Raw genomic sequence first — 26,461 nt, 5'->3', positions numbered from 1 at the left:
GCTGGGTGGCATCCGCTTCGCTCTGCGAGCGGATGTTGCCTTCCACTGATTAAAAGGAATTTGTCTCATGAAATCATTACTCGACCTGTTCAAGCAATTCACGCCCGACGAACATTTTGATGCGATCAAGATTGGTATGGCTTCGCCCGAAAAGATCCGCTCGTGGTCTTTTGGCGAGGTGAAAAAGCCCGAAACCATCAACTACCGTACGTTCAAGCCTGAACGTGATGGTCTGTTTTGCGCCAAGATTTTTGGCCCCATCAAAGACTACGAATGCCTGTGCGGCAAGTACAAACGCCTGAAACACCGTGGTGTGATCTGTGAAAAGTGCGGCGTTGAAGTCACCCAGACCAAGGTGCGTCGTGAACGCATGGGTCACATTGATCTGGCCGCACCTTGTGCCCACATCTGGTTCCTGAAGTCCCTGCCGAGCCGTTTGGGCTTGGTGCTGGACATGACCCTGCGTGACATCGAACGCGTGTTGTACTTTGAAGCTTATGTGGTCACTGACCCCGGCATGACCCCGCTGAAAAAATTCAGCATCATGAGCGAAGACGACTTCGACGCCAAGTTCAAGGAATACGGCGACGAATTCCAGGCCAAGATGGGTGCCGAAGGCGTCAAGGAATTGTTGCAAAACCTCGATATCGAAAGCGAAATCGAGAAGCTGCGCAACGACCCCAGCGGCTCAGAACTCAAGATCAAGAAAAATACCAAGCGTCTCAAGCTGCTTGAAGCGTTCAAAAAATCTGGCATCAAGCCCGAGTGGATGGTGCTGGACGTGTTGCCGGTGCTGCCGCCCGACCTGCGCCCGCTCGTGCCGCTGGACGGTGGCCGTTTCGCCACCTCGGATTTGAACGACCTGTACCGTCGCGTGATCAACCGCAACAGCCGTCTGCGCCGTTTGCTCGAACTCAAGGCGCCGGAAATCATTGCACGCAATGAAAAGCGGATGTTGCAAGAGTCGGTGGACAGCTTGCTGGACAACGGTCGTCGCGGCAAAGCCATGACCGGTGCCAACAAACGTGCGCTGAAATCACTGGCCGACATGATCAAAGGTAAGGGCGGTCGTTTCCGTCAGAACTTGTTGGGTAAACGGGTGGATTACTCCGGCCGTTCGGTGATCACCGTGGGCCCGACGCTCAAACTGCACCAGTGTGGCCTGCCCAAGCTGATGGCGCTGGAATTGTTCAAGCCCTTCATCTTCGCGCGCCTGGAAGCCATGGGGATTGCCACCACCATCAAGGCGGCCAAGAAGGAAGTCGAAACCGGCACGCCGGTGGTCTGGGACATTCTGGAAGAGGTCATCAAAGAACACCCGGTGATGCTGAACCGTGCGCCAACCCTGCACCGTTTGGGCATCCAGGCCTTTGAGCCGATCCTGATCGAAGGCAAGGCGATCCAACTGCACCCGCTGGTTTGCGCGGCCTTCAATGCCGACTTTGACGGTGACCAGATGGCCGTCCACGTGCCTTTGTCGGTCGAAGCCCAGATGGAAGCCCGCACCCTGATGCTCGCGTCCAACAACGTGTTGTTCCCGTCCAATGGCGAGCCGTCCATCGTGCCGTCTCAAGACGTGGTGCTGGGCCTGTACTACACCACCCGTGACCGCATCAACGGCAAGGGTGAAGGCCTGATCTTCTCGGATGTGAGCGAAGTCCAGCGCGCTTTTGATGCGGGTGAAGTCGAGATGAGTGCACGTATCAACGTCCGCCTGACCGAGTACACCAAGAACAAGGAAACCGGTGAACTGGTGCCTTCGACCAAGCTGTGGGAAACCACCGCTGGCCGTGCCCTGTTGTCGGAAATTCTGCCCAAGGGCCTGCCGTTTGAGTTCATCAACAAGGCGCTCAAGAAGAAGGAAATCTCCAAACTCATCAATGCCTCGTTCCGCAAATGTGGTCTGAAGGAAACGGTGATTTTTGCCGACAAGTTGCTGCAATACGGCTTCCGCTTGGCAACCCGTGCCGGTATCTCGATCTCGATCGAAGACATGTTGGTGCCGACTGAAAAGCCGGGCATCATCGAACGCGCTGAAAAAGAGGTCAAGGAAATCGCCCAGCAATACACCTCCGGTCTGGTGACTGCTGGTGAGCGCTACAACAAGGTGGTGGACATCTGGGGCAAAGCCGGTGACGAAGTGTCCAAGGTGATGATGGGTCAACTCTCCAAGGAGACCGTCATTGACCGTCATGGCAACAAGGTGCCACAAGAGTCGTTCAACTCCATCTACATGATGGCCGACTCGGGTGCCCGCGGTTCTGCAGCGCAGATTCGTCAGGTGGCCGGTATGCGGGGTCTGATGGCCAAGCCCGACGGCTCGATCATTGAAACGCCTATTACCGCGAACTTCCGCGAAGGTCTGAACGTGTTGGAGTACTTCATCTCCACCCACGGTGCGCGTAAAGGTCTGGCCGATACCGCATTGAAAACCGCGAACTCGGGTTACCTGACCCGTCGTTTGGTGGACGTGACGCAGGATCTGGTGGTGACCGAACAGGATTGCGGTACCCACGCCGGTTATCTGATGCGCGCCATTGTTGAAGGTGGTGAAACCATCGAGTCCTTGCGTGACCGTATCTTGGGCCGTACCGCTGCCGACGACATCTTGCATCCGGAAAACCGCGCGGTGCTGGCACCGGCTGGCACCATGCTCGATGAAGACACGATTGAAATGCTCGAGACCGCTGGTGTGGACGAAGTCAAGGTGCGTACCGCGCTGACCTGCGAAACCCGCTTTGGTATTTGTGCCAAGTGTTACGGTCGTGACCTGGGCCGCGGCGGCTTAGTCAATGGCGGTGAAGCCGTGGGCGTGATTGCTGCGCAGTCCATCGGCGAACCCGGTACCCAGCTGACCATGCGGACTTTCCACATCGGTGGTGCGGCCTCGCGTGCTGCAATCGCCTCCAGCGTGGAAGCCAAGTCCAACGGCAACATTGGTTTCAACGCCACCATGCGTTATGTGACCAATGGCAAGGGCGACCTGGTGGTGATTTCCCGTTCCGGTGAAATCATCATCCAAGACGAACATGGCCGTGAGCGCGAACGTCATAAAGTGCCTTACGGCGCGATTCTGACGATCAAAGCGGATCAGACCATCAAGGCTGGCACGATCCTGGCCAACTGGGACCCGCTGACCCGTCCCATCATCACCGAATTCGCCGGCAAGGCGCACTTCGAAAATGTGGAAGAAGGTCTGACGGTTGCCAAACAGGTCGACGAAGTGACCGGTTTGTCCACCCTGGTGGTGATCGACCCGAAACGCCGTGGTTCCGCCAAGGTGGTGCGTCCGCAGGTCAAGCTGATCGACGCCAACGGCAACGAAGTCAAGATCCCCGGCACCGACCACTCGGTGACCATCGGCTTCCCAATTGGTGCGCTGGTGCAAGTGCGTGACGGCCAAGACGTGGGCCCTGGCGAAGTGCTGGCGCGTATCCCGGTCGAAGGTCAGAAGACCCGCGACATTACCGGTGGTCTGCCGCGTGTGGCTGAGTTGTTCGAAGCCCGTTCACCCAAGGACAAGGGTGTGCTGGCCGAAATGACCGGTACCATTTCTTTCGGCAAGGAAACCAAGGGCAAGATCCGCCTGCAGATCACCGACCCCGAAGGCAAGGTCTGGGAAGAACTCGTGCCCAAGGAAAAGAACATCCTGGTGCACGAAGGCCAGATCGTCAACAAGGGCGAGTCCGTGGTGGACGGCCCGGCCGATCCGCAGGACATCCTGCGCCTGCTGGGTGCCGAAGAACTGGCGCGCTACATCGTGGATGAAGTGCAGGACGTGTACCGCTTGCAGGGCGTGAAAATCAACGACAAGCACATTGAAGTGATCGTGCGTCAGATGCTGCGTCGTGTGGTGGTGGAAGCCGCGGGTGATTCCACCTACATCAATGGTGAACAGGTCGAACGCTCGGAAATGCTCAACACCAACGACGCCTTGCGCGCCGAAGGCAAAGTGCCCGCCGTGTTCACCAACCTGTTGTTGGGTATCACCAAGGCATCGTTGTCCACCGACTCGTTCATCTCTGCGGCGTCCTTCCAGGAAACCACCCGCGTGTTGACCGAAGCCGCCATCATGGGCAAACGCGACGAGTTGCGCGGCCTGAAGGAAAACGTGATCGTGGGTCGTCTGATTCCGGCCGGTACCGGTATGGCTTACCACGAAGCGCGCAATGTGCGTGAAAACATGGACGATGCCGAACGTCGTGCCATTGCCGAAGCCGAAGCCGCTGAACTGGCCGGTGAAACTGAAGCTGAGCTGGGTGAGGGCGCTGCAGCCGAATAAGCTGATCGCTCTGTAATATATAGCGCCTCACGCCCGATACATAAGGGCCTGAGGCGTTTTTTATACCTAATCTGTGATGAATGACGAACAGCGATTGCCTTTGTGGCGCCAACTCCAAGCGGTCACCCAGGTGCTACATGCCATCCGCCAGGGCCAGTCCGGCACGGCCGCCTTGGCGGAAGTGGCGCCAGCGCTGAGGCCTGGTGTGCAGGCCTTGAGTTTTGAGGTGTTGCGCTCCCTGGGCCGTGCGCAGGCGCTGCGAAAACTGCTGGCCTCCCGCAACCCCCCGCCTGCCGTGGATGCCCTGTTGTGCACGGCACTGGCCTTGTTGTGGCGCCCCCAAAATGCGTCCTACGATGCCTTCACACTGGTCAACCAGACTGTGGAGTGCGCCAAACGCACGCCAGCCCTCAAGGCGCAAGCCTCGTTTGTCAATGCTTGTCTGCGCCGTTTCCTGCGTGAACGTGAGCTGTTGGTGGCGCAGACGGACACCGACCCGGTGGCGCGCTGGAACCATCCGGCCTGGTGGATCAAGCAACTGCAATCCGATTGGCCCGACCAGTGGCAAGACATCCTGGCGGCGGCTGACCAGCACGCCCCCATGGTGCTGCGTGTGAATGCCCGCCTGGGCACACCAGCTCAGTATCTGGAGAAACTGTCTGAGGTCGGCATCCCGGCCAGCCTCATTGGGGCCTATGGTGTGCTGCTGGCCAACGCCTGTGCGGTGCAGCACTTGCCCGGTTTTGAGCAAGGCTGGGTGTCGGTGCAGGACAGTGCGGCCCAGTTGGCCGCGCCCATGTTGTTGTCCGGCCTGGCGCCGGTGGACGGACTGCGGGTGCTGGATGCCTGTGCCGCACCCGGTGGCAAGACCGCCCATCTGCTGGAGCTGAGCCAGGCCCAGGTCACCGCGCTGGACGTGGATCCGCTGCGTTGTGAACGTATCCACCAGACCCTGGCCCGCCTGGGCCTGCAGGCTCAGGTGCTGGCGGCCGACGCCGCGGACGTGTCGGCCTGGTGGGATGGCACCCCATTTGATGCGATTTTGCTGGACGCCCCTTGCTCGGCTGCGGGCATTGTGCGCAGGCATCCGGATATTCGCTGGCTGCGGCGGCAGACCGACATTGCCCAACTGGCCGCCATCCAGGCGCGTTTGCTGCAAAAACTGTGGCCGCTTGTGAAACCGGGTGGTCGGCTGCTGTATTGCACTTGCTCGGTGTTCCGCCAGGAAGGGGCGCAGCAGGTGGCCGCGTTTCTTGCCAACCACAGCCAAGTCACAATGCTGAGCTCCCCTGGACATTTGTTGCCCCACGGCGACCTACAAGGTGCAACACCCGCTGACAATCTCATCGGTGACCATGATGGCTTTTATTACGCCTTACTCGAAAAGCAAGCGGCCTAGCGGCTGGGCTGGGCTGTTGGCGGCTGTCCTGCTGTGTTGGTTGCAGGGCTGGACGCCTGTGGCAGCTGCAGCCGCCAGTGCGGCAGAGTCGGGTGGTCGGACGTCTTTGACGCTGGAACGCTCGGAGAACAGCTTGCTGCTGTCGGTCCAGCTCAAGTTTGAGCTGCCTGTGGTGGTGGAAGACGCGCTGTACAAAGGTATCCCTATCTATTTTGTGGTGCAGTCCGAGCTGCTGCGCGAACGCTGGTACTGGACCAGCAAGACCATCGCCACCGCGCAGCGGCGTTTGCGGCTGGCCTACCACCCCCTGACACGGCGCTGGCGACTCACTATCGGTGCCGCCGACATGAACGAAACCACCCAGGGGCTCACGCTGGGTCAAAGTTTCGACAGCCTGGACGACGCCATGGCAGTGGTGCGCCGCATTTCGCGTTGGAAGATTGCGGAGCTGCAAGACCTGCCTTCTGCCAGCAACTACCTGGTGGATTTCAGCTTTGAGCTGGACACATCACAACTGCCGCGGCCACTACAGATTGGCACCCTGGGACAGTCAGATTGGCTGATTGAACTGCGGCTGTCGCAGCCACTTGACCTGGAGCGTGTCAAGTGAGTGCCACGGGCGCTGAGGCATCCAGAAAATCCAAGGCGCTGCGCTGGACCATTGGTTTTGGCCTGACAGCCATGGTGGCTGTGGGTTTGGTGCTCATGTTTTTATTGACGCAAGCCACCAGCAACCGGGTCTTGTATGAGCGCAACTACCAGGTGCTATTTGCCGTCAACGTGGTGGTGGCTGTGTTGCTGCTGCTGGCGATTGCCTGGATTGCCTGGCGGCTGGTGAAACGCTTGCGGCAAAAAAAGTTCGGCAGCCGTTTGCTGGTCAAACTGGCCGCCGTGTTTGCCCTGGCCGGGTTTGCACCAGGTGTTCTGATTTATGTGGTGTCTTACCAGTTTGTGTCTCGCTCCATCGAGAGCTGGTTCGATGTGGAGGTCGAAGGTGCGCTGGCTGCGGGTTTGAATCTGGGTCGCACCACGCTGGAGGCCTTGTCGGCCGACTTGGTCGGTAAAACCCGCACTGCGGCAGCGCAGTTGGCTGACAAGGCCGACGTCAGCGTGGCGCTGCCGCTGGAGCGTGCGCGCGACGCGATGGGGGCGGACGACCTGCAGCTGTGGCGTGCTTCGGGGCGTCTGGTGGCGGCCGCCGGTGATTCGCGTTACCAACTGACCCCGGAGATGCCCACGCCGCAGCAGTTTCGAGCCGCCCGCAGCCAACGTGCCATCACCTGGATTGAAGGACTGGACGAGGGTCTGGTGCCCGGTGCAACACCCGCACGGATCAAGGTTCTTGCGTTCGTCAACAGTGCGGCGGTCGGCACGCTGGGTGAAGCTCGGTTTGTGTTGGCCGGCAAAACCTTGCCAAGCACGCTGGTGGAGAACGCTTTGGCCGTGACCCAGGCCAACCGCGAGTACCAAGAACGCGCCTTGGCGCGGGAAGGCCTGCGTCGCATGTACATCGGTACTTTGACGCTGAGCCTGTTCATGGCGGTATTTGGCGGTGTGTTGTTGGCGGTGGTGATGGGCAACCAAATTGCCCGGCCTTTGCTGGTGTTGGCCGATGGGGTGCGCGAGGTGGCTGCGGGGGACCTCTCGCCCAAAGCCTCTTTGCGCGGCAAAGACGAGCTCGATGGCCTGACCCGCTCTTTCGCCGACATGACCCAGCAGCTGCTGGAGGCGCGCCAGGCGGTGCACACCAGCATGGCGCAAACCAATGCAGCACGCGCCAACTTACAAACCATTCTGGACAACTTGACCGCTGGGGTGCTGGTGTTGGAGCCTGACGGTACCGTCACCTCCTCCAACCCCGGCGCCACCCGCATCCTGAAGTTGCCACTGGCGGCCTATGAAGGCAAGCGCTTGGCCGACATCGATGGGCTGGCGGCATTTGGTCAAGCGGTGCAGCAACAGTTCGAGGCTTTTCTGGCCTATGGTCGTGAGCGCAACCTGGACCACTGGCAACAGTCGTTTGAGCTGGGCAATACCAGCCTGGACCCAACAGGCCGCCCCAGTAACACCACCATCACCTTGATTGCGCGGGGGGCCGAACTGCCCGGCAACCAGAATTTGTTGGTATTTGACGACATTTCTGAGGTGGTGTCTGCCCAGCGCGCCCAGGCCTGGGGCGAGGTGGCGCGGCGGCTGGCCCATGAAATCAAGAACCCCTTGACCCCGATTCAACTTTCGGCAGAGCGCCTGGAGATGAAACTGACCGGCAAGCTGGCCGCCACAGAACAGACCCTGCTAACCAAGTCTGTCAAAACCATTGTTGACCAGGTCGAGGCCATGAAACGGCTGGTCAACGAATTTCGCGACTACGCCCGTTTGCCTGCAGCTGAACTCAAATCCCTTGACCTCAATGCGCTGGTGCAAGAGGTGCTCAACCTGTATGCCCCGGATCACGCCCAGGTGCCCATTCTTGCCGAGCTGGATCCCGCCTGCGTCCCTGTGCTGGGTGACCCCCAGCAACTGCGCCAGGTCTTGCATAACCTGTTGCAAAACGCACAGGATGCGACCGTCAGTGCCGGCCGGACAGGCCCACAACACCCGGTCCTGATCAGAACCCGGTGTTTGCCCGGTGCGCAGCGTGTGCGCCTGAGTGTGCAAGACAGTGGCACCGGTTTTCCTGATCACATCCTCAAACGCGCCTTCGAGCCCTACGTCACCACCAAGGACAAAGGCACCGGTTTGGGGCTGGCTGTGGTGAAAAAGATAGCAGACGAGCACGGCACACGGGTCGAAATCACCAATCAGCTGCTGGATGGCCAGGTGGTGGGGGCTCAGGTGTCGTTATCATTCAGTGTGGAACGCGCACAGACGCATCAGACGACGTAAGGCTGCACAAAGCAGGCACATTTAAGGGAAACGGCACAACATGGCAAACATTTTGGTGGTGGATGACGAACTGGGCATTCGTGATTTGTTGTGTGACATCCTCAACGACGAGGGCCATACCGTCGAATTGGCCGAAAACGCCGCACAAGCGCGTGCTGCCCGGCACCGTGAGCGGCCTGACTTGGTGTTGCTGGACATCTGGATGCCCGATACCGATGGTGTGACCTTGCTCAAGGAGTGGTCCGCCACCGGTGCGCTGACCATGCCGGTGATCATGATGAGTGGTCACGCCACCATTGACACCGCAGTCGAAGCGACACGCATTGGCGCGTTGGCGTTTCTTGAGAAGCCCATCACCCTGCAGAAGCTGCTCAAAGCGGTGGAGCAGGGCTTGGCGCGGGGCTCGCCACGCAAGCAGGTTGCGCCACTACCGGGTCTGATGAGTCCACGTGTCGACAGCCTGATCAAGGTCAGTGAGATCGTCGGTGTCAACCATGAGGCGGTGGCCGATCTCGGTCCGCAGTCAACGCAGAACTTCATGCTCGACAAACCCTTGCGTGAAGGCCGTGACGAGTACGAAAAAGCCTACTTTGAGTTTCATCTGACCAAAGAAAACGGCTCCATGACACGTGTTGCCGAAAAGACTGGTCTGGAGCGCACGCACCTGTACCGCAAGCTCAAACAGCTGGGTGTGAATCTGTCGCGTACCAAACGCAACTGAAAATCTGGCGCCTTGTCCTAGAACTGCGCATTCAAACTGCTATACTATGAGGCTTAGGCCCGGTAGCTCAGTCGGTAGAGCAGAGGATTGAAAATCCTTGTGTCGGTGGTTCGATTCCGCCCCAGGCCACCAGAAATGGTAAAAGCCCATCCCTGTGATGGGCTTTTCTTTGTGCCACATTGTTCCTCGATAGCTCAGTTGGTAGAGCGCCGGACTGTTAATCCGTAGGTCCCTGGTTCGAGCCCAGGTCGAGGAGCCATATTTTTTTGTGATGCAAAAGAAACCGAGTGGAGTGGTAGTTCAGTTGGTTAGAATACCGGCCTGTCACGCCGGGGGTCGCGGGTTCGAGTCCCGTCCACTCCGCCAAAAGTGAAAAATGCGGGAATAGCTCAGTTGGTAGAGCGATACCTTGCCAAGGTATAGGTCGAGAGTTCGAACCTCTTTTCCCGCTCCATATGGTTGATATAGCAAAAGCCCATCATTGCGATGGGCTTTTTGCTTTCTGACGCCAGACGTAAAAAAACCCAGCGGTTCAAGGCTGGGTTTAGTCCTCGGTACCGGCCAATACGCCGGTGGCTGTCCATGGATGTGTGACCTGTTGACTGTATAAGGTACTCGCCCGCGCTTCTGTGCGGTGCCGAACATCGGCGTGAGGCCCAAAAAAAGCCCGGCGCTGTGTCCGGGCTTGTAACCCCTTGCGGGGCCACGCTCAGGGAGGAGAGGCGTGGGGGTTTGGAGACCCGAATCCAATGTACCAGTTCCTGCTGTGATCGTTTGTGTGGTGGCGCACTGTTAACCCAAAAGCGCCACTCTAAGATGGTCTTTTGACCCATCATGGAGTGAACATGAGCTACACAGACGCAAACGTTTCCCCGGTGTCCATCGTGACCCCGCAGTTTCTCCACCGTGAAGCGGCCGTACAACTGGAGAAAGCCGTCAAACACCATCGGCAAGCGGCGTTGCTCCACGAAACGGGTGATGCCAGGCAAGCCGAGACACACGGCAGCATCGCCTACAACCACACGGCGCACGCGCTGGAGGTGAGTGGGCGGGCTCTGAATGTTCTGCTGTGGTAGACCTGCCTGTGCCGCTGTGTACTGTTTGATTTTTTCTTGAGTCGGTGTCTGGCTGTTTGGTTGCTGGAAGGGCTTTCGGCAGATCGATAATTCCGCACCACACAAGGAGTTGTCATGCCCATTTACGAATACGCCTGCAGCGATTGCGGCCACAAGTTTGAAGCCTTGGTGCGTTCAGACACCGTTCCTGAATGCCCGAGTTGTCATTCCAAAGTGCTCGAGAAACAGCTGTCGGTGTTTGCCACCACAGCCTCCGGCCCAGACATGGCGGCTATGCCACCGAGCCCCTGTGGCGGCTGCCCGAACGCGGCAGGGCCGGGCGGCTGTTCGCTGCATTGAGTCCGCGTTCGCACGTCCATGGGCCAAACGGGGTGAACCGCCAGCAAAGAGCCAGATAGAAGACGGCTTTCTACAATAGCGCCATGACACGCCTGACCTACACCCGCGCCCAACAACTGCCCGCCCTGCTTGAAACCCGTATCCTGGTGCTGGATGGCGCCATGGGCACCATGATCCAGCGCTTTAAGCTTGACGAAACCCAATACCGTGGCCAGCGTTTTAAAGACTTTCACAAGGATGTCAAAGGCAACAACGAGTTGTTGAGCCTGACCCGCCCGGACGTGATCACCGACATCCACGAGCGGTATCTGGCCGCAGGTGCCGACATGATCGAGACCAACACCTTTGGCGCCACCCGTATCGCCCAGGCTGACTACGACATGGCCGATCTGGCCTTCGAGATGAACCTGGCCTCGGCCAAATTAGCGCGAGCCGCTTGCGACAAGTTCTCTACCCCCGACAAACCACGCTTTGTGCTCGGCGCCCTGGGCCCCACACCCAAAACCGCCAGCATCAGCCCCGATGTGAACGACCCAGGTGCACGCAATGTGACGTTTGAGGAGTTACGTGCTTCCTACTACGAGCAAGTGCAGGCGCTGGTGCAGGGTGGGGCAGACGTGCTGCTGGTTGAAACCATTTTTGACACGTTAAACGCCAAGGCCGCACTGTTTGCCATTGACGAGTTTTTTGAAGCCAGTGGTGAGCGCCTGCCGATCATGATCAGCGGCACGGTGACCGATGCCTCGGGGCGGATTCTCAGCGGTCAGACGGTGACGGCCTTCTGGCACAGCGTGCGTCACGCGCAGCCGCTGGCCATTGGCCTGAATTGCGCACTGGGCGCCACCTTGATGCGCCCCTACATCCAGGAGTTGAACAAAGCCGCACCTGATACCTTCATCAGCTGTTACCCCAATGCCGGCTTGCCCAACCCGATGAGCGACACCGGCTTTGATGAAACCCCTGATGTCACCAGCCGCCTGGTTGGTGAGTTTGCGGCAGAAGGCCTAGTCAACATTGTGGGCGGCTGCTGCGGCACCACCCCTGCACACATTGGCGCCATTCACGACAAGGTGGCGCCCATGGTCGGGCGCACGCTGCAAAAAAACATGTTTTACAAAGAAGCGGCGTAACAGCTTGGCAGCAGGTGGTCCACACACACACCGCCTGTTTGACACCATGGACCCATGTGCTGCGGGCTGAGCCAGGCGCCGCCTGCCTAGCCAAACCTTCACTCCCGCTTTCTCCTCCCAGATTGAACCAAGCCACACCATGCAGTCTCTCCAAGCGTTTTTGACGGCCTTTTTCAGTTTCAAGGCCTATGTGATGCTGCCCATCATCATCTTCTTCATTGCGCTGGCGGTTCGGCTGCCGCTGCGCCAGGTAGTGCTCAGCACGGTCAGCTTGGCGGCGGGTTTTGCTGGGGTGTTTATTGCCTTCAACTTCTTTGTGGCCAACATCAGCCCGGCGGTGCAGCAGCTCACCAGCGTGCGGGGGCTCAATTTCCCGGTGCTGGACGTGGGCTGGCCGCCCTTGGCCGCCATCACCTGGGCCTCGCCGCTGGCGGCTATTTCCATCCCGCTGGTGCTGGTGGCCAATTTACTCATGCTGGCTTTGGGCTGGACCCGCACCATTTACATTGACATCTGGAACTACTGGCATTTTGCGTTGATGGGTGCGCTGGTGATGTCGGTCACTGGCAGCATGACGCTGGGCTTGTCAGCCGTGTTGGTGATTGCGGTGTTTTGTTTCAAGATGACCGAATGGACCGCACCTGATGTGGAGCGGGAAACCGGTCTGGTGGGTATTTCGGCCTCCCCGGTGTCGGTCAACGGACTGGTGCCTTACGCCGTGTGTGTGGATTGGCTGCTAGATCGCATTCCGGTGCTCAAAAACCTGAACTACAACCCCCATAGCAAGGGTGACGAGCCGTCGGCCGGCAGTGGCCTGGACATGCTGGGTGAACCAATGATCATTGGTGCCGTGATGGGCCTGGTTTTGGCCATGGCCGCAGGTTATAACTTGGGTGCCACGCTGGAATTGGCGGTGCACATTTCAGCGGTCATGTTCTTGTTGCCCAAGAGTGCCGGGCTGATTGGTGACGCGATGATGCCGGTAACCGTGGCCTTGCGCGACCAAGTGACGCGGTTCTTCCCACATCGCAAAAATTTGATTGTGGCGATGGACACCGGTTTTCTGATGCACCACAAGTCGGTGATGGTCACCGGGCTGATTCTGATGATGCTGGCGGTGCTGATTGCGCTGGTGCTGCCTGGTAACAAAGTCTTGCCGCTAGGGGATTTGCCCAACCTGTTCTCGGTGATGTCCTTGTCGGTGCTGATCTTTCGCGGCAATGTGTTTCGCGCGGTGGTGGCCGGTGTGCCGGTCATCATCACGTTTTTGCTGATTGCTTCCAATATGGCGCCGCTCTACACCAAACTGGCCAGAGAGACACCGTCTTTTGATTCTGCCGGACTGGGCCTGATCACCGCGTTTACCGACGGCGGGCACCAGGTGCGTTTCCTGATTTATTCAGTCTACCGGGGCGAGTTGTGGGCGATGCTGTCGCTGCCTTTGTTGTTGGCGGCGATTTATATGGTGTGGTGGCGTTTTCAACGCAGCACCCCCAAGTAAGGCGCTGATCACGCACCAATCGCCCGCTTTTGGGCGCTTGAGAGGTCTTCGTCTTTGGCTTGGGAACAGCCAATCTAAAAAATAGGATAATCGTCCCTTTTACCAACCTGCCGGAGCCCATTCATCATGGCCAAAGAATTTCGTACAGAAGCTGACCGCAAAGCGACGCCCCGTCCTGTTGCCCCCAAGGGCGTGTGCTACACCGCTGGCCACGGCCAGATGCGCAGCCTGGAGCGCGGCGTTGCCACCAACAACAAGAAAAACCCTGGCAAGCGTTGCAAAAAAGGCGGCTGATCCCTGCTATAGCCGCTTCATGCGGCGCCAAAAAAACGGCCCAAATCGGGCCGTTTTTTTTATGCATTTTTAGCCTCTAGCCCTCGTATCAAAAGGGCATATAGCTATCAAAAACAGAGTAACCCTGCATCACAATTACATGTTACGCCGGTACTGCCCACCTACCTCAAACAAGGCGTTGGTGATCTGACCCAGGGAGCAGCAGCGCACCGCGTCCATCAGCACCTCAAACACATTTTGGTTGTCGATCACGGCTTGTTGCAGTTTCTTCAGCATGGCCGGTGCCTCGGCCGCATGGCGGGTGTGGAAGTCGGCCAGGCGCTGCAACTGGCTTTGTTTTTCTTCGTCGGTGGAGCGTGCCAGCTCCAGTTTGTCATTCACCGGGTCACCATGCGGGTTGCGGAAGGTGTTGACACCGATGATGGGCAATTCACCGGTGTGTTTGAGCATCTCATACGTCATCGACTCGTCCTGAATCTTGCCGCGCTGGTAACCGGTTTCCATGGCGCCCAGCACACCACCACGCTCGGTGAGGCGCTCAAACTCCAGTAACACCGCTTCTTCGACCAGCTCGGTCAGTTCCTCGATGATGAAGGCGCCCTGTGACGGGTTCTCGTTCTTGGCCAGACCCCATTCGCGGTTGATGATGAGCTGGATCGCCATCGCGCGGCGCACCGAGTCTTCGGTCGGTGTGGTGATGGCCTCGTCGAACGCGTTGGTGTGTAAGCTGTTGCAGTTGTCGTAGACGGCAATCAGCGCCTGCAAGGTGGTGCGGATGTCGTTGAACTGAATCTCTTGTGCGTGCAGGCTGCGCCCGCTGGTCTGGATGTGGTATTTGAGCTTCTGGCTGCGTTCGTTGGCGCCGTAACGCTCTTTCATCGCCACCGCCCAGATGCGCCGCGCGACACGGCCCATCACGGTGTATTCAGGGTCCATGCCGTTGCTGAAGAAGAAACTCAGATTCGGCGCAAAGTCATCAATGAACATGCCGCGCGCCAAGTAGGCTTCGACAAAGGTGAAGCCGTTGGAGAGTGTGAACGCCAGCTGGCTGATCGGGTTCGCGCCCGCTTCAGCGATGTGGTATCCGCTGATGCTCACGCTGTAGAAGTTGCGCACGTTGTGGTGCACAAAATAACTGGCGATGTCACCCATGACCTTGAGGCTGAACTCGGTGCTGAAGATGCAGGTGTTCTGGCCCTGGTCTTCCTTGAGGATGTCGGCCTGCACCGTGCCGCGCACATTGGCCAGCACCCATTCGCGGATCTTGGCGGCTTCGGTGTCGGTGGGTTCGCGGCCGTTGTCACTCTGAAACTTGTCCAGGTTCTGGTCGATGGCGGCGTTCATGAACATGGCCAGGATGCTCGGCGCCGGGCCGTTGATGGTCATGCTCACACTGGTATTGGGGCTGCATAAATCAAACCCGCTGTACAGCACTTTCAGGTCGTCAATGGTGGCAATGCTCACCCCGCTGTTGCCGACCTTGCCGTAGATGTCCGGGCGCGGATCGGGGTCGTTGCCGTAAAGCGTGACCGAGTCAAACGCGGTGGACAGGCGTTTGGCCGCCATGCCTGAGCTGAGCAACTTGAAGCGTTTGTTGGTACGAAACGGGTCGCCTTCCCCGGCGAACATACGCGTCGGGTCTTCGTTCTCGCGCTTGAAGGCGAAGGTGCCGGCGGTGTAGGGGTAGCTGCCAGGCACGTTGTCGAGCATCAGCCACTTGAGGATCTCGCCATGGTCCTCGTACTGGGGCAGACACACCTTGCGTATGGGGGTTCCACTCAAGGATCTGGTGGTGAGGGCAGTGCGGATTTCTTTGTCGCGGATTTTGACGACGTATTCGTCACCCGCGTAGGCGCGTTGCATCTCGGGCCACTGGGCCAGCAGTTTGTGGGCGGCGGGGTCTTGGGTCTGCTCGCGTTGATGGGCCAGTTGCTGGGCGGCCTCGGCAGCTGCGCTGGTGCCGTTGTCTTGCAGCATTGTGGCGGCGGCGCGCAATTGCTGGATTTCACGCGCCAGCTTGGCTTGGGCGCGGGCTTTTTGCTTGTAGCCACGCACCGTGTCGGCAATGTCGGCCAGGTAGCGGGTGCGTGCGGCGGGTACCACCGGGCTCTGGTTGGTGCTGTGGCGTACCGTCACCATGGGTAGATGTGAGTCGCACAGCGGCAGGCCGAGTTCAGCCAGCCGCAGCTTCAGCGCCTGGTACAGCGCGGTCACACCGTCGTCGTTGAAGCGTGCGGCCATGGTGCCAAACACCGGCATCTGTTCGGGCGGCACGGTAAAGGCTTCGCGGTTGCGCTGCACCTGTTTGGCCACATCGCGCAGCGCATCAGAAGCGCCCTTGCGGTCAAACTTGTTGATGGCGACAAACTCGGCAAAGTCCAGCATGTCGATTTTCTCCAACTGGCTGGCCGCGCCAAACTCGGGCGTCATCACATACAAGGGCACATCCACATGCGGCACGATGGCCGCGTCGCCCTGGCCAATGCCCGAGGTTTCCACAATGATCAGGTCGAAACCAGCCACCTTGCAGGCGGCCAGCACGTCGGGCAGGGCAGCGCTGATTTCTGAACCAAAGTCGCGCGTGGCCAGGCTGCGCATGAACACCTTGGGGCCGCTCTGCCACGGACTGATGGCATTCATACGGATGCGGTCACCCAGCAACGCGCCACCACTCTTGCGGCGACTCGGGTCGATGCTGATCACCGCCACGCGCAGGCTGTCGCTCTGATCAAGCCGCAGGCGGCGGATCAGTTCATCTGTGAGTGACGATTTGCCTGCACCACCGGTGCCGGTGATACCCAGAACTGGTATATTTTTTCTAGCTGCTAGCCCTTGTATATCAAGGGCTAGAGCCTTAAAAGGCACTGAAAACTCGCCTTTACCTACTCCCGAGGCGTTTTCGTTCTCGAGCGCCGTGATGAGCTGCGCCAGCGCACGCCAACTGGCGTCAGTGTGGCCCTGGATGGCTTCGATCTGGGTCGGCGCGTAAGCAGTGAGGTCTAGGTCACACGACTTCACCATCTGACCAATCATGCCGGCCAGGCCCATGCGCTGGCCGTCTTCGGGGCTGAAGATGTGTTGCACACCGTAAGCATGTAATTCGGCGATCTCGCTGGGCACAATCACGCCGCCACCGCCGCCAAACACCTGGATGTGGGCGCCACCCCGGCTCCGGAGCAGGTCCACCATGTATTTGAAATACTCCACATGGCCGCCCTGGTAGGAGCTGATGGCTATGCCCTGCACGTCTTCCTGCAGCGCGGCGGTCACCACCTCGTCCACACTGCGGTTGTGGCCCAGGTGGATCACCTCGGCGCCCATGCTCTGCAGGATGCGGCGCATGATGTTGATCGAGGCGTCGTGCCCGTCGAACAGGCTGGCGGCGGTGACAAAACGCACTTTGTGGGTCGGGCGGTATTGGGCCAGTTCCTTGAGGTCGGCGGACAGGTCGGTCATGGTTGTCTCCAGTCGGGTACTTATCGTTTTAAGGTTCAAACCGCGATTTCACCGGTTTGAACTGACTTGACGTTGACGTCAACGTCAATCTGGTCCGCATGGTACTTGAAACGGTGCTTTCGCGTTACATTGCCATGTGGTCGCCAGCCACTGCCTTGAACTTCATCGGACCTGATGCCATGACACCCCTCCAGCTTTTTGACACCGCCTCCAGCACCTACACCTACGTCCTGTTTGATCCGGCCAGCCGTGATGCCGTGATCATTGACCCGGTGGACACCCAGATCGCGCGTGACCTGCAGGTGTTGCGCGAACATGGCCTCAAACTGATCTGGGCGCTGGAAACCCATGCCCATGCCGACCACATCACCAGCGCAGGCCAGCTCGCCGAACTGACTGGCGCCAAAACCACTGCACCGGCAGGCTGTGGCATCAGCACCGCGTCGGTGCAGCTCCAGGACGGCGACGTGCTGGCCTTCGGTGCTGAGCAGATCAGTGCCCTGCACACACCGGGCCATACCGCTGGCAGCATGAGTTTTGTCTGGCGCAAGCATGTGTTCACGGGGGACACCTTGCTGATCAACGGTTGTGGCCGCACCGATTTCCAGTCCGGTAGTGCGGTCCAGATGTACCACAGCCTGACCGAGGTGTTGTTCAAGCTGCCCGACGACACCACCGTCTGGCCAGGGCATGACTACCAGGGCAAAACCCAGTCAAGCATCGGCCAGGAAAAGGCCAGCAACGCCCGGGTGGCAGGCAAAACCGAGGCGGAGTTTGTGGCCATCATGGACGCGCTGAAACTGCCGCCGCCCAAACGCATCCAGGAGGCAGTGCCCGCCAACCTGCGCTCCGGCCTGCGCCATGACGCTCCGGCGCCAGAGAGCCTGCTGCCGCGCCCGGCTGACGGTTATGCCGGGGATGTGTCGCCCATGCTGGCCTGGCAATGGTTTGAGGCGGGTGAAGCGGTGCTGGTGGATGTGCGCACCGATGCTGAGCGCGCCTGGGTCGGTTTTGTGCCCGGTGCGACTGCTGTGGCCTGGAAACAGTGGCCCGGTATGGCCATGAACCCGGACTTTGATGCGCAGTTGCACGCGGCGGTACCCGCTGGCCAAAAAGTGCTGTTGTTGTGCCGCAGCGGGGTGCGCTCGGTCGCAGCGGCCCAGCGGGCCACCGAGCTGGGGCTGCAGGCCTACAACATCCTCGAAGGCTTTGAGGGCGACCCCAACGAGCACGCCCAGCGCAACCGGCGCGGTGGCTGGCGCTTTCATGGCCTGCCTTGGCGCCAGAGTTAGTGTCAGCTAACGCCGCTGATCTGTGTCCGGCGGTGGTGGGCTGCAAGTTTGGGCTGAGCCTGTCGACGCCCAAGCACAAGCGCGGCACAAACGTGCACTGTTTTATTGAGGTAGCGCAAACGACACGATGTCAGCGCCTGCTGGCTTGGCAGCAGCGCCGATGGGCACCTGGTTTGTGCTGATAATCCCCGCCATGACTTTTTTGGCAATGGACGTGGGCAATACCCGCCTGAAATGGGCCCTGCATGCTGCACCCAGGCGCGACGCCCCGGTGCTGGCGCAGGGGGTGCAATTCCTCGACAACATCGAAACACTGGCCGAAGGCGACTGGGCTCAGATCACGCCGCCGCGTTGTGTGTTGGGTTGCCTGGTGGCGGGGGAGGCGGTCAAACGCCGGGTCGAAGAACAGATGGAGCTGTGGGACGTGTCCGCCCAATGGGTGGTGGCCAGCAGCGAAGAGGCCGGTGTTACCAACGGATATGACTACCCGGCACGCCTGGGCGCTGACCGCTGGGTGGCCATGATTGGCGCCTGGCACCGTGGCTTGGCCCAAGGCCCGGCGCGACCGATGGTTGTGGTGATGGTGGGCACCGCGGTCACCGTGGACGCGCTGGACGCCACCGGCCGTTTTCTGGGCGGCCTGATTTTGCCCGGTCACGGCATCATGTTGCGCGCTATGGAGTCCGGCACCGCAGGCCTGAGTGTGCCGACCGGCAATGTGGTCGATTTCCCCACCAACACCAGCGACGCCCTCACCAGCGGCGGCACCTTTGCGATTGTGGGTGCGGTGGATCGGATGCTGCAGCATGTGCGCCAACACTGTGGCGCCGAGCCTTTGTGTCTGATGACCGGTGGCGCCGGCTGGAAGGTGGCGCCCAGCATGACCCAGCCTTTTGAGCTGGTGGACAACCTGCTGTTTGATGGCCTGCTGGAAATGGCTGAGCGGCGCTTTGGCCACTGACCGCAGCGAATGGCTTGCCATATTTGGGGCTTTGACGCTACATTCGTCGGGTTTGGTTTTTGCCCCCACGGGCCACAAAGCCTGAACTGCAACGGAAGTTAAACCCAATGCCTCGCCATCCCGCTGAGCCCTGAGGACGGTCGGGGTACTTTGAACACTGAAGCGGAAAGTGCGCATGAAATTTCTATCTGGTTTGAGCGTCATGGCTCGGTTGACGGTGACTTTTGGCGCCTTGCTGATCCTGTTGTTTGCCAGTGCCGGTCTGGCGTTGTTGCAGCAACAACAGTCCGCCCGGGCGATGGACCAACTGGTCAGCAGCGACCTGGAGAAATTACGTTTGACGGAGACCTGGAAGGCTCTGTCGCAGGAAACCACGGTGCGTCTGATGGCGGTCAATCGGTCAACCGACCCCGCACTGGCGCAGTTGTTTGGCCCTGAAATTGGCCCTTTGGTCAAGGCGGTTGGCGCCATGTTCAACCAGATTCGCGAGGTGTCCACCTCTGAGCAAGAGAAAGCCTGGTTTGACGCCATGACACCCAAGCGCGAGGCCTTGCTCAAGTCTTTGGGGCAAATGGCAGAACTGCGCAAAAGTGGCGATGTGGAGGGGGCTGTCAAAGCGTTTGACGACGGCTTTGTCCCTGCCCAAAAGAGTTACAACGAACACATTGCCGCCTTTTCTGCGCTGCAACGCAGCTTGATGGATGCCAAGGTGGCAGAAGTCAAGACGCAGGCGCGTCAACGGGCCCTGTGGCAGCTGGGGATTGCTGTGGTGCTGGGTTTGTTGGGTTTGTGGATGGCCTTGGGTGTGACGCGGCACATCAAACGCTCGCTCGATGCAGCGGTATCGGTGGCCCGGGCGGTTGCCGGGGGGGATTTGAGCCAACAGCCGCAAGTGCAGGGGCATGACGAGTTCGCCGAGCTGATGCGCAATATGGGTGAGATGACCAGTTCCCTGGAGCGCATCGTTTACCAGGTGCGCCAGGGCACCAACAGCATTGCCACTGCGTCCACCGAAATTTCTCAGGGCAACAACGATTTGTCGCACCGGACCGAGCAGCAGGCCAGCAATGTGCAGCAGGTGGCCTCCGCCATGGACGAAATCACCCAGTCGGTGCGCCAGAATGCCGACCACGCACGACAGGCCAACACACTCTCGCAGGAAGCCAGCCTGGTGGCGCAGCGTGGTGGGGAGGCGGTGTCCCGTGTGGTGACCACCATGAGCGAGATCAACAGCGCATCCCACCGTATCGAAGAGATCATTGCGGTGATCGATGGCATTGCGTTTCAGACCAATATCCTGGCACTCAATGCGGCGGTGGAAGCGGCTCGCGCGGGTGAACAAGGGCGTGGTTTTGCGGTGGTGGCGGGCGAGGTGCGCACACTGGCGCAGAGGTCTGCGCAGGCAGCCAAGGAAATCAAGACCCTGATTTCAGACTCCAGCGACAAGGTGCGCGTGGGCAGCGAGCAGGTTGAAGGCGCCGGACGGACCATGGACGACATCATGCAAGCGGTCAAACGGGTCAGCGCCCTGGTGTCCCAGATCAGTGAAGCCACCGAAGAACAGGGGCGCGGCATCACCCATGTGGGTGACTCGGTCAGTGAAATCGATCAGATGACCCAGCAAAACGCCGCCCTGGTCGAGCAGGCCGCTGCCGCCGCAGACTCCATGCGCCGCCAGGCACAAGAGCTGGAGCAAGCGGTTTCGGTGTTTCACCTTGCCTCCACCGTGGGAACCCGGCCGCTCTTGCGGTGACCTGGCGACGGCTGTGTCAACGGCCAAGTTGCCGGTCTCCCCGCTGGCCTTCCTCTTGATGGCGAAGGCTTTGGTTCATGCTGGGCTTGATGCAAAAATGGCCTCTAGCCCTTTTTTATAAAGGGCTGATAGCTATTTTTTGTATAGCTCGGTGATCTCGGTCAGCCCAGGGGCCATCAGGCTCGGCTCAGCCAGCGTTGCGCCAGCCGCACCCAGTAGGTTGCACCCAGCGGCAACAAGGCGTCGTTGAAGTCGTAACTGGCGTTGTGCAACACACACGGACCCGCACCGTGACCCAACTCGCGGTGGCTGCCGTCGCCGTTGGCGATGAAGGCGTAACAGCCCGGTTTTTGCTGCAGCATGTACGAGAAATCTTCCGCACCCATGGTCGGCTCCTGCACCTGCACCTTGTCGGGCCCCACAATCTCGGCCATCACCTGCCGGCAAAACCCGGCCTCAGTCGCGCTGTTGATGGTGGGTGGGTAGTTGCGGTGGAAGTCGAAGTCGGCGCTCAGGCCAAACGCGGCGCACAGCTGTTCAGTCATGTCCTTCATGCGTTGTTCGATCAGGTCCAGCACCTCAAAGGAGAAGGTGCGCACCGTGCCTTGCAACTCGCAGCTGTTGGGGATCACGTTGGTGGCTTCACCCGCGTGGATCATGGTGACCGAGATCACGCCAGCGTCAATCGGTTTGAGGTTGCGGCTGATGATGCTCTGGAAACCCTGCACCAGCTGGCAGGCCACCGGCACCGGGTCGAGCGCGTTGTGCGGGATCGCGGCGTGGCCGCCTTTGCCGCGCACGGTGATCTTGAATTCGTTGCTCGAAGCCATCACTGGCCCCGGGCTGGCGGCAAAGCTGCCGCTCTCATAACCGGGCCAGTTGTGCAGGCCAAACACGGCCTGCATCGGAAACTGCTCAAACAGGCCGTCCTTGATCATCTCGCGCGCGCCGCCGCCGCCTTCTTCGGCGGGCTGGAAGATCAGGTAAACCGTGCCGTCAAAGTCGCGGTGGCTGCTGAGGTATTGCGCCGCTGCCAACAGCATGGCGGTGTGTCCGTCGTGGCCGCAGGCGTGCATCTTGCCGGGGTGGGTGCTGGCGTGGGCAAAGGTGTTGAGCTCTTGCATGGGCAGCGCGTCCATGTCGGCGCGCAGGCCCAGCGCCCGGCCACATGTTCCCCCGTCGCGCCCGTGCAGGATGCCGACCACCCCGGTGGTGCCCAGACCCCGGTGCACCGGGATGCCCCATTCGCTGAGTTTGGTCGCCACCAGTTCGGCGGTGCGGACTTCTTTGAAACACAGCTCCGGGTGGGCGTGGATGTCTCGTCGCAACGCGGCGATGTCGGGGCTGTTTTGTGTGAGGGCTTCGATGAGTTTCATGGCGGGCAGGGCAGGTTACGTGTGGGCCGAAGGGCGGTGATTGGATTATGAAGCGGGTGCTGAATCCTTCTTGCGGGTGATGCTGTTGGTGCCTGTTCCGTTGGTGATGGCCATCAGTCGTGCTGGTTGTTCAGCGGTTCTGGTGCGCCGGGGCGGGTACGGCCAGGGGCCTCATACTGGGGTACCAGAAATCGGCCCCTGGCCATACCCACCCCGGCTTGAACTGCGGCTTGTGAGCGCCGATCTGGAAATACAGACAACCACAGAGTCCATATCGCGCCCGTGTTGCCTCCAGTATGGTCTTGCAGCCTTTTGCACACCACCAACGTTTGCAGCATGGGGGCGGACCGGGCTGGGCGCCGATTTCTGGTACCCCAGTATGAGGCGCCCGGCCCGGTCTGCCTCCATGCCACCCGTCGCCGCACGCGCTGGGCCGAAAGCTACCCTTTTCGCAAGAGACGTATCCAAAGCCGGATATGCTCTTTCACCCATTTCGCATTCAGAAACCCGCCATGCCCCATAGCACCACCGCCCCCCATTCCTTCCAAGTCAGAGGCGCCTGCCCCCACGATTGCCCCGACACCTGCTCCCTGCTGACCACGGTGGAAAACGGTGTGGCGATCAAGGTGCAGGGTAACCCGGCGCACCCGCACACCGGCGGCAGCCTGTGCACCAAGGTGTCGCGTTACACCGAACGTACCTACCACCCGGAGCGCCTGCTGCAGCCGATGAAGCGGACCGGTCCCAAAGGCTCGGGCCAGTTTGCGCCGGTGAGCTGGGATGAGGCGCTGGACGACATCGCGGCGCGCCTCAAAGCCATTGCGGCGCGTGACCCGCAGGCCATCCTGCCCTACAGCTACGCGGGCACCATGGGCCTGGTGCAGGGCGAGAGCATCGCCGGGCGCTTTTTCAACAAGCTGGGCGCGTCTCAACTGGAGCGCACCATCTGCGCCGCGGCCGGTGGTGTCGGGCTGGTGCACACGCTGGGTGGCAAGGTCGGCATGCGGGTTGAGTTTTTTGCCGAGTCCAAACTGATCCTGATCTGGGGCAGCAACTCGATCACCAGCAACTTGCATTTCTGGCGCTACGCCAGCCAAGCCAAACGTGATGGCGCCAAGCTCATCTGCATCGACCCGCGCAAGAGTGAAACCGCCGACAAATGTCATGAACATATTGCCCTCTTGCCCGGAACAGACGGGGCTTTGGCGCTATCGATCATGCAGCAGCTGATTGTTCACGACTGGCTCGACCACGACTACCTGGCGCGTTACACCCTGGGCTGGGAACAGATGCGCGAGCGCGCCCTAGAGTGGCCGCCCGAGCGTGCCGCAGCGGTGTGTGGCATTGAGGCATCACAAATCGAATCGCTGGCGCGGGACTACGGCGCGTTTGCCAACAGCGACCAGGCTGCTGCCATCCGTATGAACTACGGCCTGCAGCGGGTGCACGGTGGTGGCAATGCGGTGCGCCTGATTGCCCTGTTGCCCGCGCTGATTGGTGCCTGGCGGCACCGCGCCGGGGGTGTTTTGCTTAGCAACTCGGGGGCTTTCCCGGTGCAGCGCATGGTGCTGGAGCGCCCCGACCTGCGTGGCGGGCGCCCGTCACGCACCATCAACATGGCGACCATCGGCAACGATTTGTTGCGCCCGGCCAGCCCGGCATTTGGCTCGGCGGTGGAGGCGCTGATCGTCTACAACAGCAACCCGGTGGCGATTGCGCCGGACTCTGCCAAGGTGGTGGCCGGTTTTGCGCGCGAGGACTTGTTCACCGTGGTGCTGGAGCACTTCCAGACCGACACCGCCGACTACGCCGACTACGTCTTGCCCGCCACCACCCAGCTCGAACACTGGGACGTGCATTCCGCCTACGGCCATACCGACGCACTGCTGAACCGCCCGGCGATTGCGACAGTCGGCCAGGCCTGGCCCAACACCCAGATCTTTCGCGAACTCAGCCGTCGTATGGGTTTCACTGAGCCGTGTTTTAACGACAGCGACGAGGAACTGTGCCGTCAGGCCTATGGCGACAAGGTGGACTTCAACACTTTGCTGGACCAGGGTTTTGCCACCTTGCCTATGCCTGAGGCGCCGTTTGCCCAGGGCGGTTTTCCGACGCCTTCAGGCCAATGTGAGTTTTTCAGCCAGCGTCTGGCCGACCAGGGCCTGGACGGTTTGCCTGACCATGTGCCCAACCACGAGTCGGCGGGCAGTTCACAAACTTACCCGCTGGCGATGATCTCGCCACCGGCGCGCAACTTCCTGAACTCCAGCTTTGTCAACGTGACCAGCCTGCGCCAAAGTGAAGGTGAACCGCTGCTGGAAATGCACCCAGCCGATGCCGCCGAGCGCCAGCTGCAAGACGGCGCGCTGGTGCGGGTTTTCAATACACGCGGTGAACACCGCTGTCGGCTCAGCTTGAACGCGCGTGCGCGCCCCGGTGTGGTGGTGGGCCTGGGCGTCTGGTGGCGCAAGTTCGGGCTCGATGGCCACAACGTTAACCAGCTCACCAGCCAGGCGCTCACCGACCTGGGCAACGCGCCGACCTTTTACGACTGTCTGGTGGATGTGCAGGCGGCCTGAGCTTTACCCAAGCAACAGCGTCAGCGCCAGCGTGAACATCACCAGCGCAATCAGGCCGTCGAGCACGCGCCAGGCCAGCGTGGTCTGGAACAGCGGCGCCAGATAACGTGCGCCAAAACCCAGCGCGGCAAACCAGCAGAAGCTGGCTGTGGTGGCTCCAAAGCCAAATAACCAACGTCCGGGGTCGGGCCGCTGGTTGGCAATCGCACCGAGTAGCACCACGGTGTCGAGGTACACATGCGGGTTCAAAAAGGTGAAGCCAAAACAGGCCAGCAGCGCGGTGGCCAGCGTCACTGGCGCGGCGTTGTCCAGGTGCATCTGGCTGCCTAACCAGCTACGCCGTGCCGCGAGCAGCCCATAACTGGCCAGAAACAACGCGCCGCCATACCGCGCCCCGTCCATCAGCAGCGTGTTGCCGCGAATCAGCACCCCGGCGCCACCAATACCGGCAACGATCAGCAGCGCATCCGACAGCGCACAAAACAGCACCAGCGCGAGCACATGCTGGCGCCGGATGCCGCAGCGCAGCACATAGGCATTCTGGGAACCGATGGCCACAATCAGCGCCAGACCGGTGGCAAAACCGCTTACAAAATCCATGTGTTGGCGCGGCTTGTTTGTCCGGAAGATATATGGAAAATCACCCTGTAGCCCTCGTGTTTGAAGGGCTAATAGCTGCTATAAATATAGCAATCAAGGTTTCACCAGCGTCGCGTCTTCCACCATCACCTTGTAGCTGTAACCTGCGGTGAAATCCTTGTCGGTGCGCACCACACCTGTGACGGTGATTACATCGCCGACCTTGGTTGTGGCGCTGCTGGTCACCAGGATGTCGTTGTTTTGGGTGGCGGCGCTGCCCGAGCCGTCTTGCAGGTGAATCCAGTTTTTACCCATGATCTCTGGGTTGAACTTGACCACTTTGCCACTGATCGTGACCGGTTTGTCCTTGAGGGTCTTGGCCTGCGCCACCACCTCGGCCACGGTGCGGGCATTGGCGCCGCTGGCCTTGGCGACCTTGATCGGGCCCAGGTCCACCGGTTTGGGCGCGGCCATGTGCATGGCGCCGGGGGCACCGGCCAGAGAGCCAAAGACAATGGTCTTGAAGGTCTTTTTGAGCGACTTGCTCTCAAAGTTGTCCATCACCATCGGGTTCTCGATGCTGACCTGTGTGCCTTTTTTGACAGCGGTTTTGCCCACGGCAGCCCAGGTTTCGCCGTCTTTGGTTTTGAGGCGCAGGTAGGTGTAGGCCTCGACATCTTTGACCTCCAGCACCTCGCCGCTCAACACGCCGCTGGCGGGCGCGGGACTGGGTCCAGCGGCCCAGGCGCTAGTCAGAGAAGTGGTCGCCAGCAAGACGGTCAGAGCCAGGGTTTTGAGGGGTGTCATATCAGGTTCCCGAAAAAAGAGAGGATAGCA

At 60.2% G+C, this 26,461-nt stretch carries 18 protein-coding genes, 4 tRNA genes and 1 pseudogene; 19 read left to right on the top strand and 4 right to left on the bottom strand.

The genetic code is table 11. The features are described from left to right. Nucleotides 1-67 precede the first annotated feature (67 nt). The 14 genes from rpoC to FDG13_RS00640 all read left to right on the top strand — a co-directional run bounded on the left by rpoC (nucleotide 68) and on the right by FDG13_RS00640 (nucleotide 13,628). Nucleotides 68-4,282, top strand: coding sequence for a DNA-directed RNA polymerase subunit beta' (gene rpoC, locus FDG13_RS00705; protein WP_180124796.1), 4,215 nt, complete (start codon nucleotides 68-70; stop codon nucleotides 4,280-4,282). 76 nt (nucleotides 4,283-4,358) lie between these two features. Then, nucleotides 4,359-5,681, top strand: a complete 1,323-nt coding sequence (gene rsmB, locus FDG13_RS00700; protein ID WP_180124795.1) for a 16S rRNA (cytosine(967)-C(5))-methyltransferase RsmB — start codon at nucleotides 4,359-4,361, stop codon at nucleotides 5,679-5,681. Between the two features lie 58 nt (nucleotides 5,682-5,739). After that, nucleotides 5,740-6,291, top strand: a complete 552-nt coding sequence (locus tag FDG13_RS00695) for a DUF4390 domain-containing protein (protein ID WP_180124794.1) — start codon at nucleotides 5,740-5,742, stop codon at nucleotides 6,289-6,291. Continuing rightward, nucleotides 6,288-8,567 (top strand): ATP-binding protein, encoded by a 2,280-nt coding sequence (locus tag FDG13_RS00690; protein ID WP_370528130.1) that lies wholly within the window; start codon nucleotides 6,288-6,290, stop codon nucleotides 8,565-8,567. Before FDG13_RS00695 ends, FDG13_RS00690 begins: the two co-directional genes overlap by 4 nt. A 40-nt stretch (nucleotides 8,568-8,607) precedes the next feature. Next, nucleotides 8,608-9,288 (top strand): response regulator, encoded by a 681-nt coding sequence (locus tag FDG13_RS00685; protein WP_180124793.1) that lies wholly within the window; start codon nucleotides 8,608-8,610, stop codon nucleotides 9,286-9,288. 56 nt (nucleotides 9,289-9,344) lie between these two features. Continuing rightward, nucleotides 9,345-9,420, top strand: a tRNA-Phe gene (locus FDG13_RS00680). Nucleotides 9,421-9,471: 51 nt separating this feature from the next. Beyond that, nucleotides 9,472-9,547, top strand: a tRNA-Asn gene (locus FDG13_RS00675). A gap of 30 nt (nucleotides 9,548-9,577) precedes the next feature. Next, a tRNA-Asp gene (locus FDG13_RS00670) sits at nucleotides 9,578-9,654 on the top strand. Between the two features lie 12 nt (nucleotides 9,655-9,666). Then, a tRNA-Gly gene (locus tag FDG13_RS00665) sits at nucleotides 9,667-9,742 on the top strand. Nucleotides 9,743-10,133: 391 nt separating this feature from the next. Then, nucleotides 10,134-10,364 (top strand): hypothetical protein, encoded by a 231-nt coding sequence (locus tag FDG13_RS00660; protein WP_180124792.1) that lies wholly within the window; start codon nucleotides 10,134-10,136, stop codon nucleotides 10,362-10,364. Nucleotides 10,365-10,478: 114 nt separating this feature from the next. After that, nucleotides 10,479-10,703, top strand: a complete 225-nt coding sequence (locus FDG13_RS00655; protein WP_180124791.1) for a zinc ribbon domain-containing protein — start codon at nucleotides 10,479-10,481, stop codon at nucleotides 10,701-10,703. Nucleotides 10,704-10,786: 83 nt separating this feature from the next. Further along, on the top strand, nucleotides 10,787-11,833 hold the full coding sequence (locus FDG13_RS00650; RefSeq protein ID WP_180124790.1) for a homocysteine S-methyltransferase family protein: 1,047 nt from the start codon (nucleotides 10,787-10,789) through the stop codon (nucleotides 11,831-11,833). Between the two features lie 139 nt (nucleotides 11,834-11,972). Next, nucleotides 11,973-13,334: a PTS transporter subunit IIC gene (locus FDG13_RS00645; protein WP_180124789.1), complete on the top strand. Its 1,362-nt coding sequence runs from the start codon at nucleotides 11,973-11,975 to the stop codon at nucleotides 13,332-13,334. Between the two features lie 126 nt (nucleotides 13,335-13,460). After that, entirely contained in the window at nucleotides 13,461-13,628 is a 168-nt protein-coding gene (locus FDG13_RS00640; RefSeq protein ID WP_169906443.1) for a hypothetical protein, read from the top strand. Nucleotides 13,629-13,763: 135 nt separating this feature from the next. Here the strand turns inward: FDG13_RS00640 and icmF are convergent, their stop codons facing one another. Next, a complete protein-coding gene (gene icmF / locus FDG13_RS00635) occupies nucleotides 13,764-17,084 on the bottom strand; it encodes a fused isobutyryl-CoA mutase/GTPase IcmF (RefSeq protein ID WP_180124788.1) in 3,321 nt (1,106 codons plus the stop codon). 134 nt (nucleotides 17,085-17,218) lie between these two features. Between icmF and FDG13_RS20935 the strand changes: the two are divergent. The 4 genes and pseudogenes from FDG13_RS20935 to FDG13_RS21265 all read left to right on the top strand — a co-directional run. After that, a pseudogene (locus tag FDG13_RS20935) lies at nucleotides 17,219-17,971 on the top strand (MBL fold metallo-hydrolase); the annotation flags it as partial. 42 nt (nucleotides 17,972-18,013) lie between these two features. Further along, nucleotides 18,014-18,376, top strand: coding sequence for a rhodanese-like domain-containing protein (locus FDG13_RS20930; RefSeq protein WP_255435044.1), 363 nt, complete (start codon nucleotides 18,014-18,016; stop codon nucleotides 18,374-18,376). A gap of 193 nt (nucleotides 18,377-18,569) precedes the next feature. Continuing rightward, on the top strand, nucleotides 18,570-19,337 hold the full coding sequence (locus FDG13_RS00625; RefSeq protein WP_180124786.1) for a type III pantothenate kinase: 768 nt from the start codon (nucleotides 18,570-18,572) through the stop codon (nucleotides 19,335-19,337). Nucleotides 19,338-19,512: 175 nt separating this feature from the next. Further along, nucleotides 19,513-21,090: a methyl-accepting chemotaxis protein gene (locus FDG13_RS21265; protein ID WP_180124785.1), complete on the top strand. Its 1,578-nt coding sequence runs from the start codon at nucleotides 19,513-19,515 to the stop codon at nucleotides 21,088-21,090. Between the two features lie 176 nt (nucleotides 21,091-21,266). On the opposite strand, the gene FDG13_RS00615 is transcribed toward FDG13_RS21265, so the two are convergent. Further along, nucleotides 21,267-22,466 carry a M20 aminoacylase family protein gene (locus FDG13_RS00615; protein WP_180124784.1) on the bottom strand — a complete coding sequence of 400 codons (1,200 nt, stop codon included), beginning with the start codon at nucleotides 22,464-22,466 and terminating at the stop codon, nucleotides 21,267-21,269. A 512-nt stretch (nucleotides 22,467-22,978) separates the two neighbouring features. Between FDG13_RS00615 and FDG13_RS00610 the strand changes: the two genes are divergently transcribed. Next, nucleotides 22,979-25,045 carry a molybdopterin-dependent oxidoreductase gene (locus FDG13_RS00610; RefSeq protein ID WP_180124783.1) on the top strand — a complete coding sequence of 689 codons (2,067 nt, stop codon included), beginning with the start codon at nucleotides 22,979-22,981 and terminating at the stop codon, nucleotides 25,043-25,045. A gap of 3 nt (nucleotides 25,046-25,048) precedes the next feature. On the opposite strand, the gene FDG13_RS00605 is transcribed toward FDG13_RS00610, so the two are convergent. Beyond that, nucleotides 25,049-25,645, bottom strand: coding sequence for a LysE/ArgO family amino acid transporter (locus FDG13_RS00605; protein WP_180124782.1), 597 nt, complete (start codon nucleotides 25,643-25,645; stop codon nucleotides 25,049-25,051). A 93-nt stretch (nucleotides 25,646-25,738) separates the two neighbouring features. Beyond that, a complete protein-coding gene (locus tag FDG13_RS00600; RefSeq protein WP_218942568.1) occupies nucleotides 25,739-26,431 on the bottom strand; it encodes an OB-fold nucleic acid binding domain-containing protein in 693 nt (230 codons plus the stop codon). Nucleotides 26,432-26,461 lie beyond the last annotated feature (30 nt).

The organism is Rhodoferax sp. BLA1, assembly GCF_013416775.1.
Taxonomy (GTDB): domain Bacteria; phylum Pseudomonadota; class Gammaproteobacteria; order Burkholderiales; family Burkholderiaceae_C; genus Rhodoferax.
This window is presented reverse-complemented; position numbering and strand designations above follow the sequence as displayed.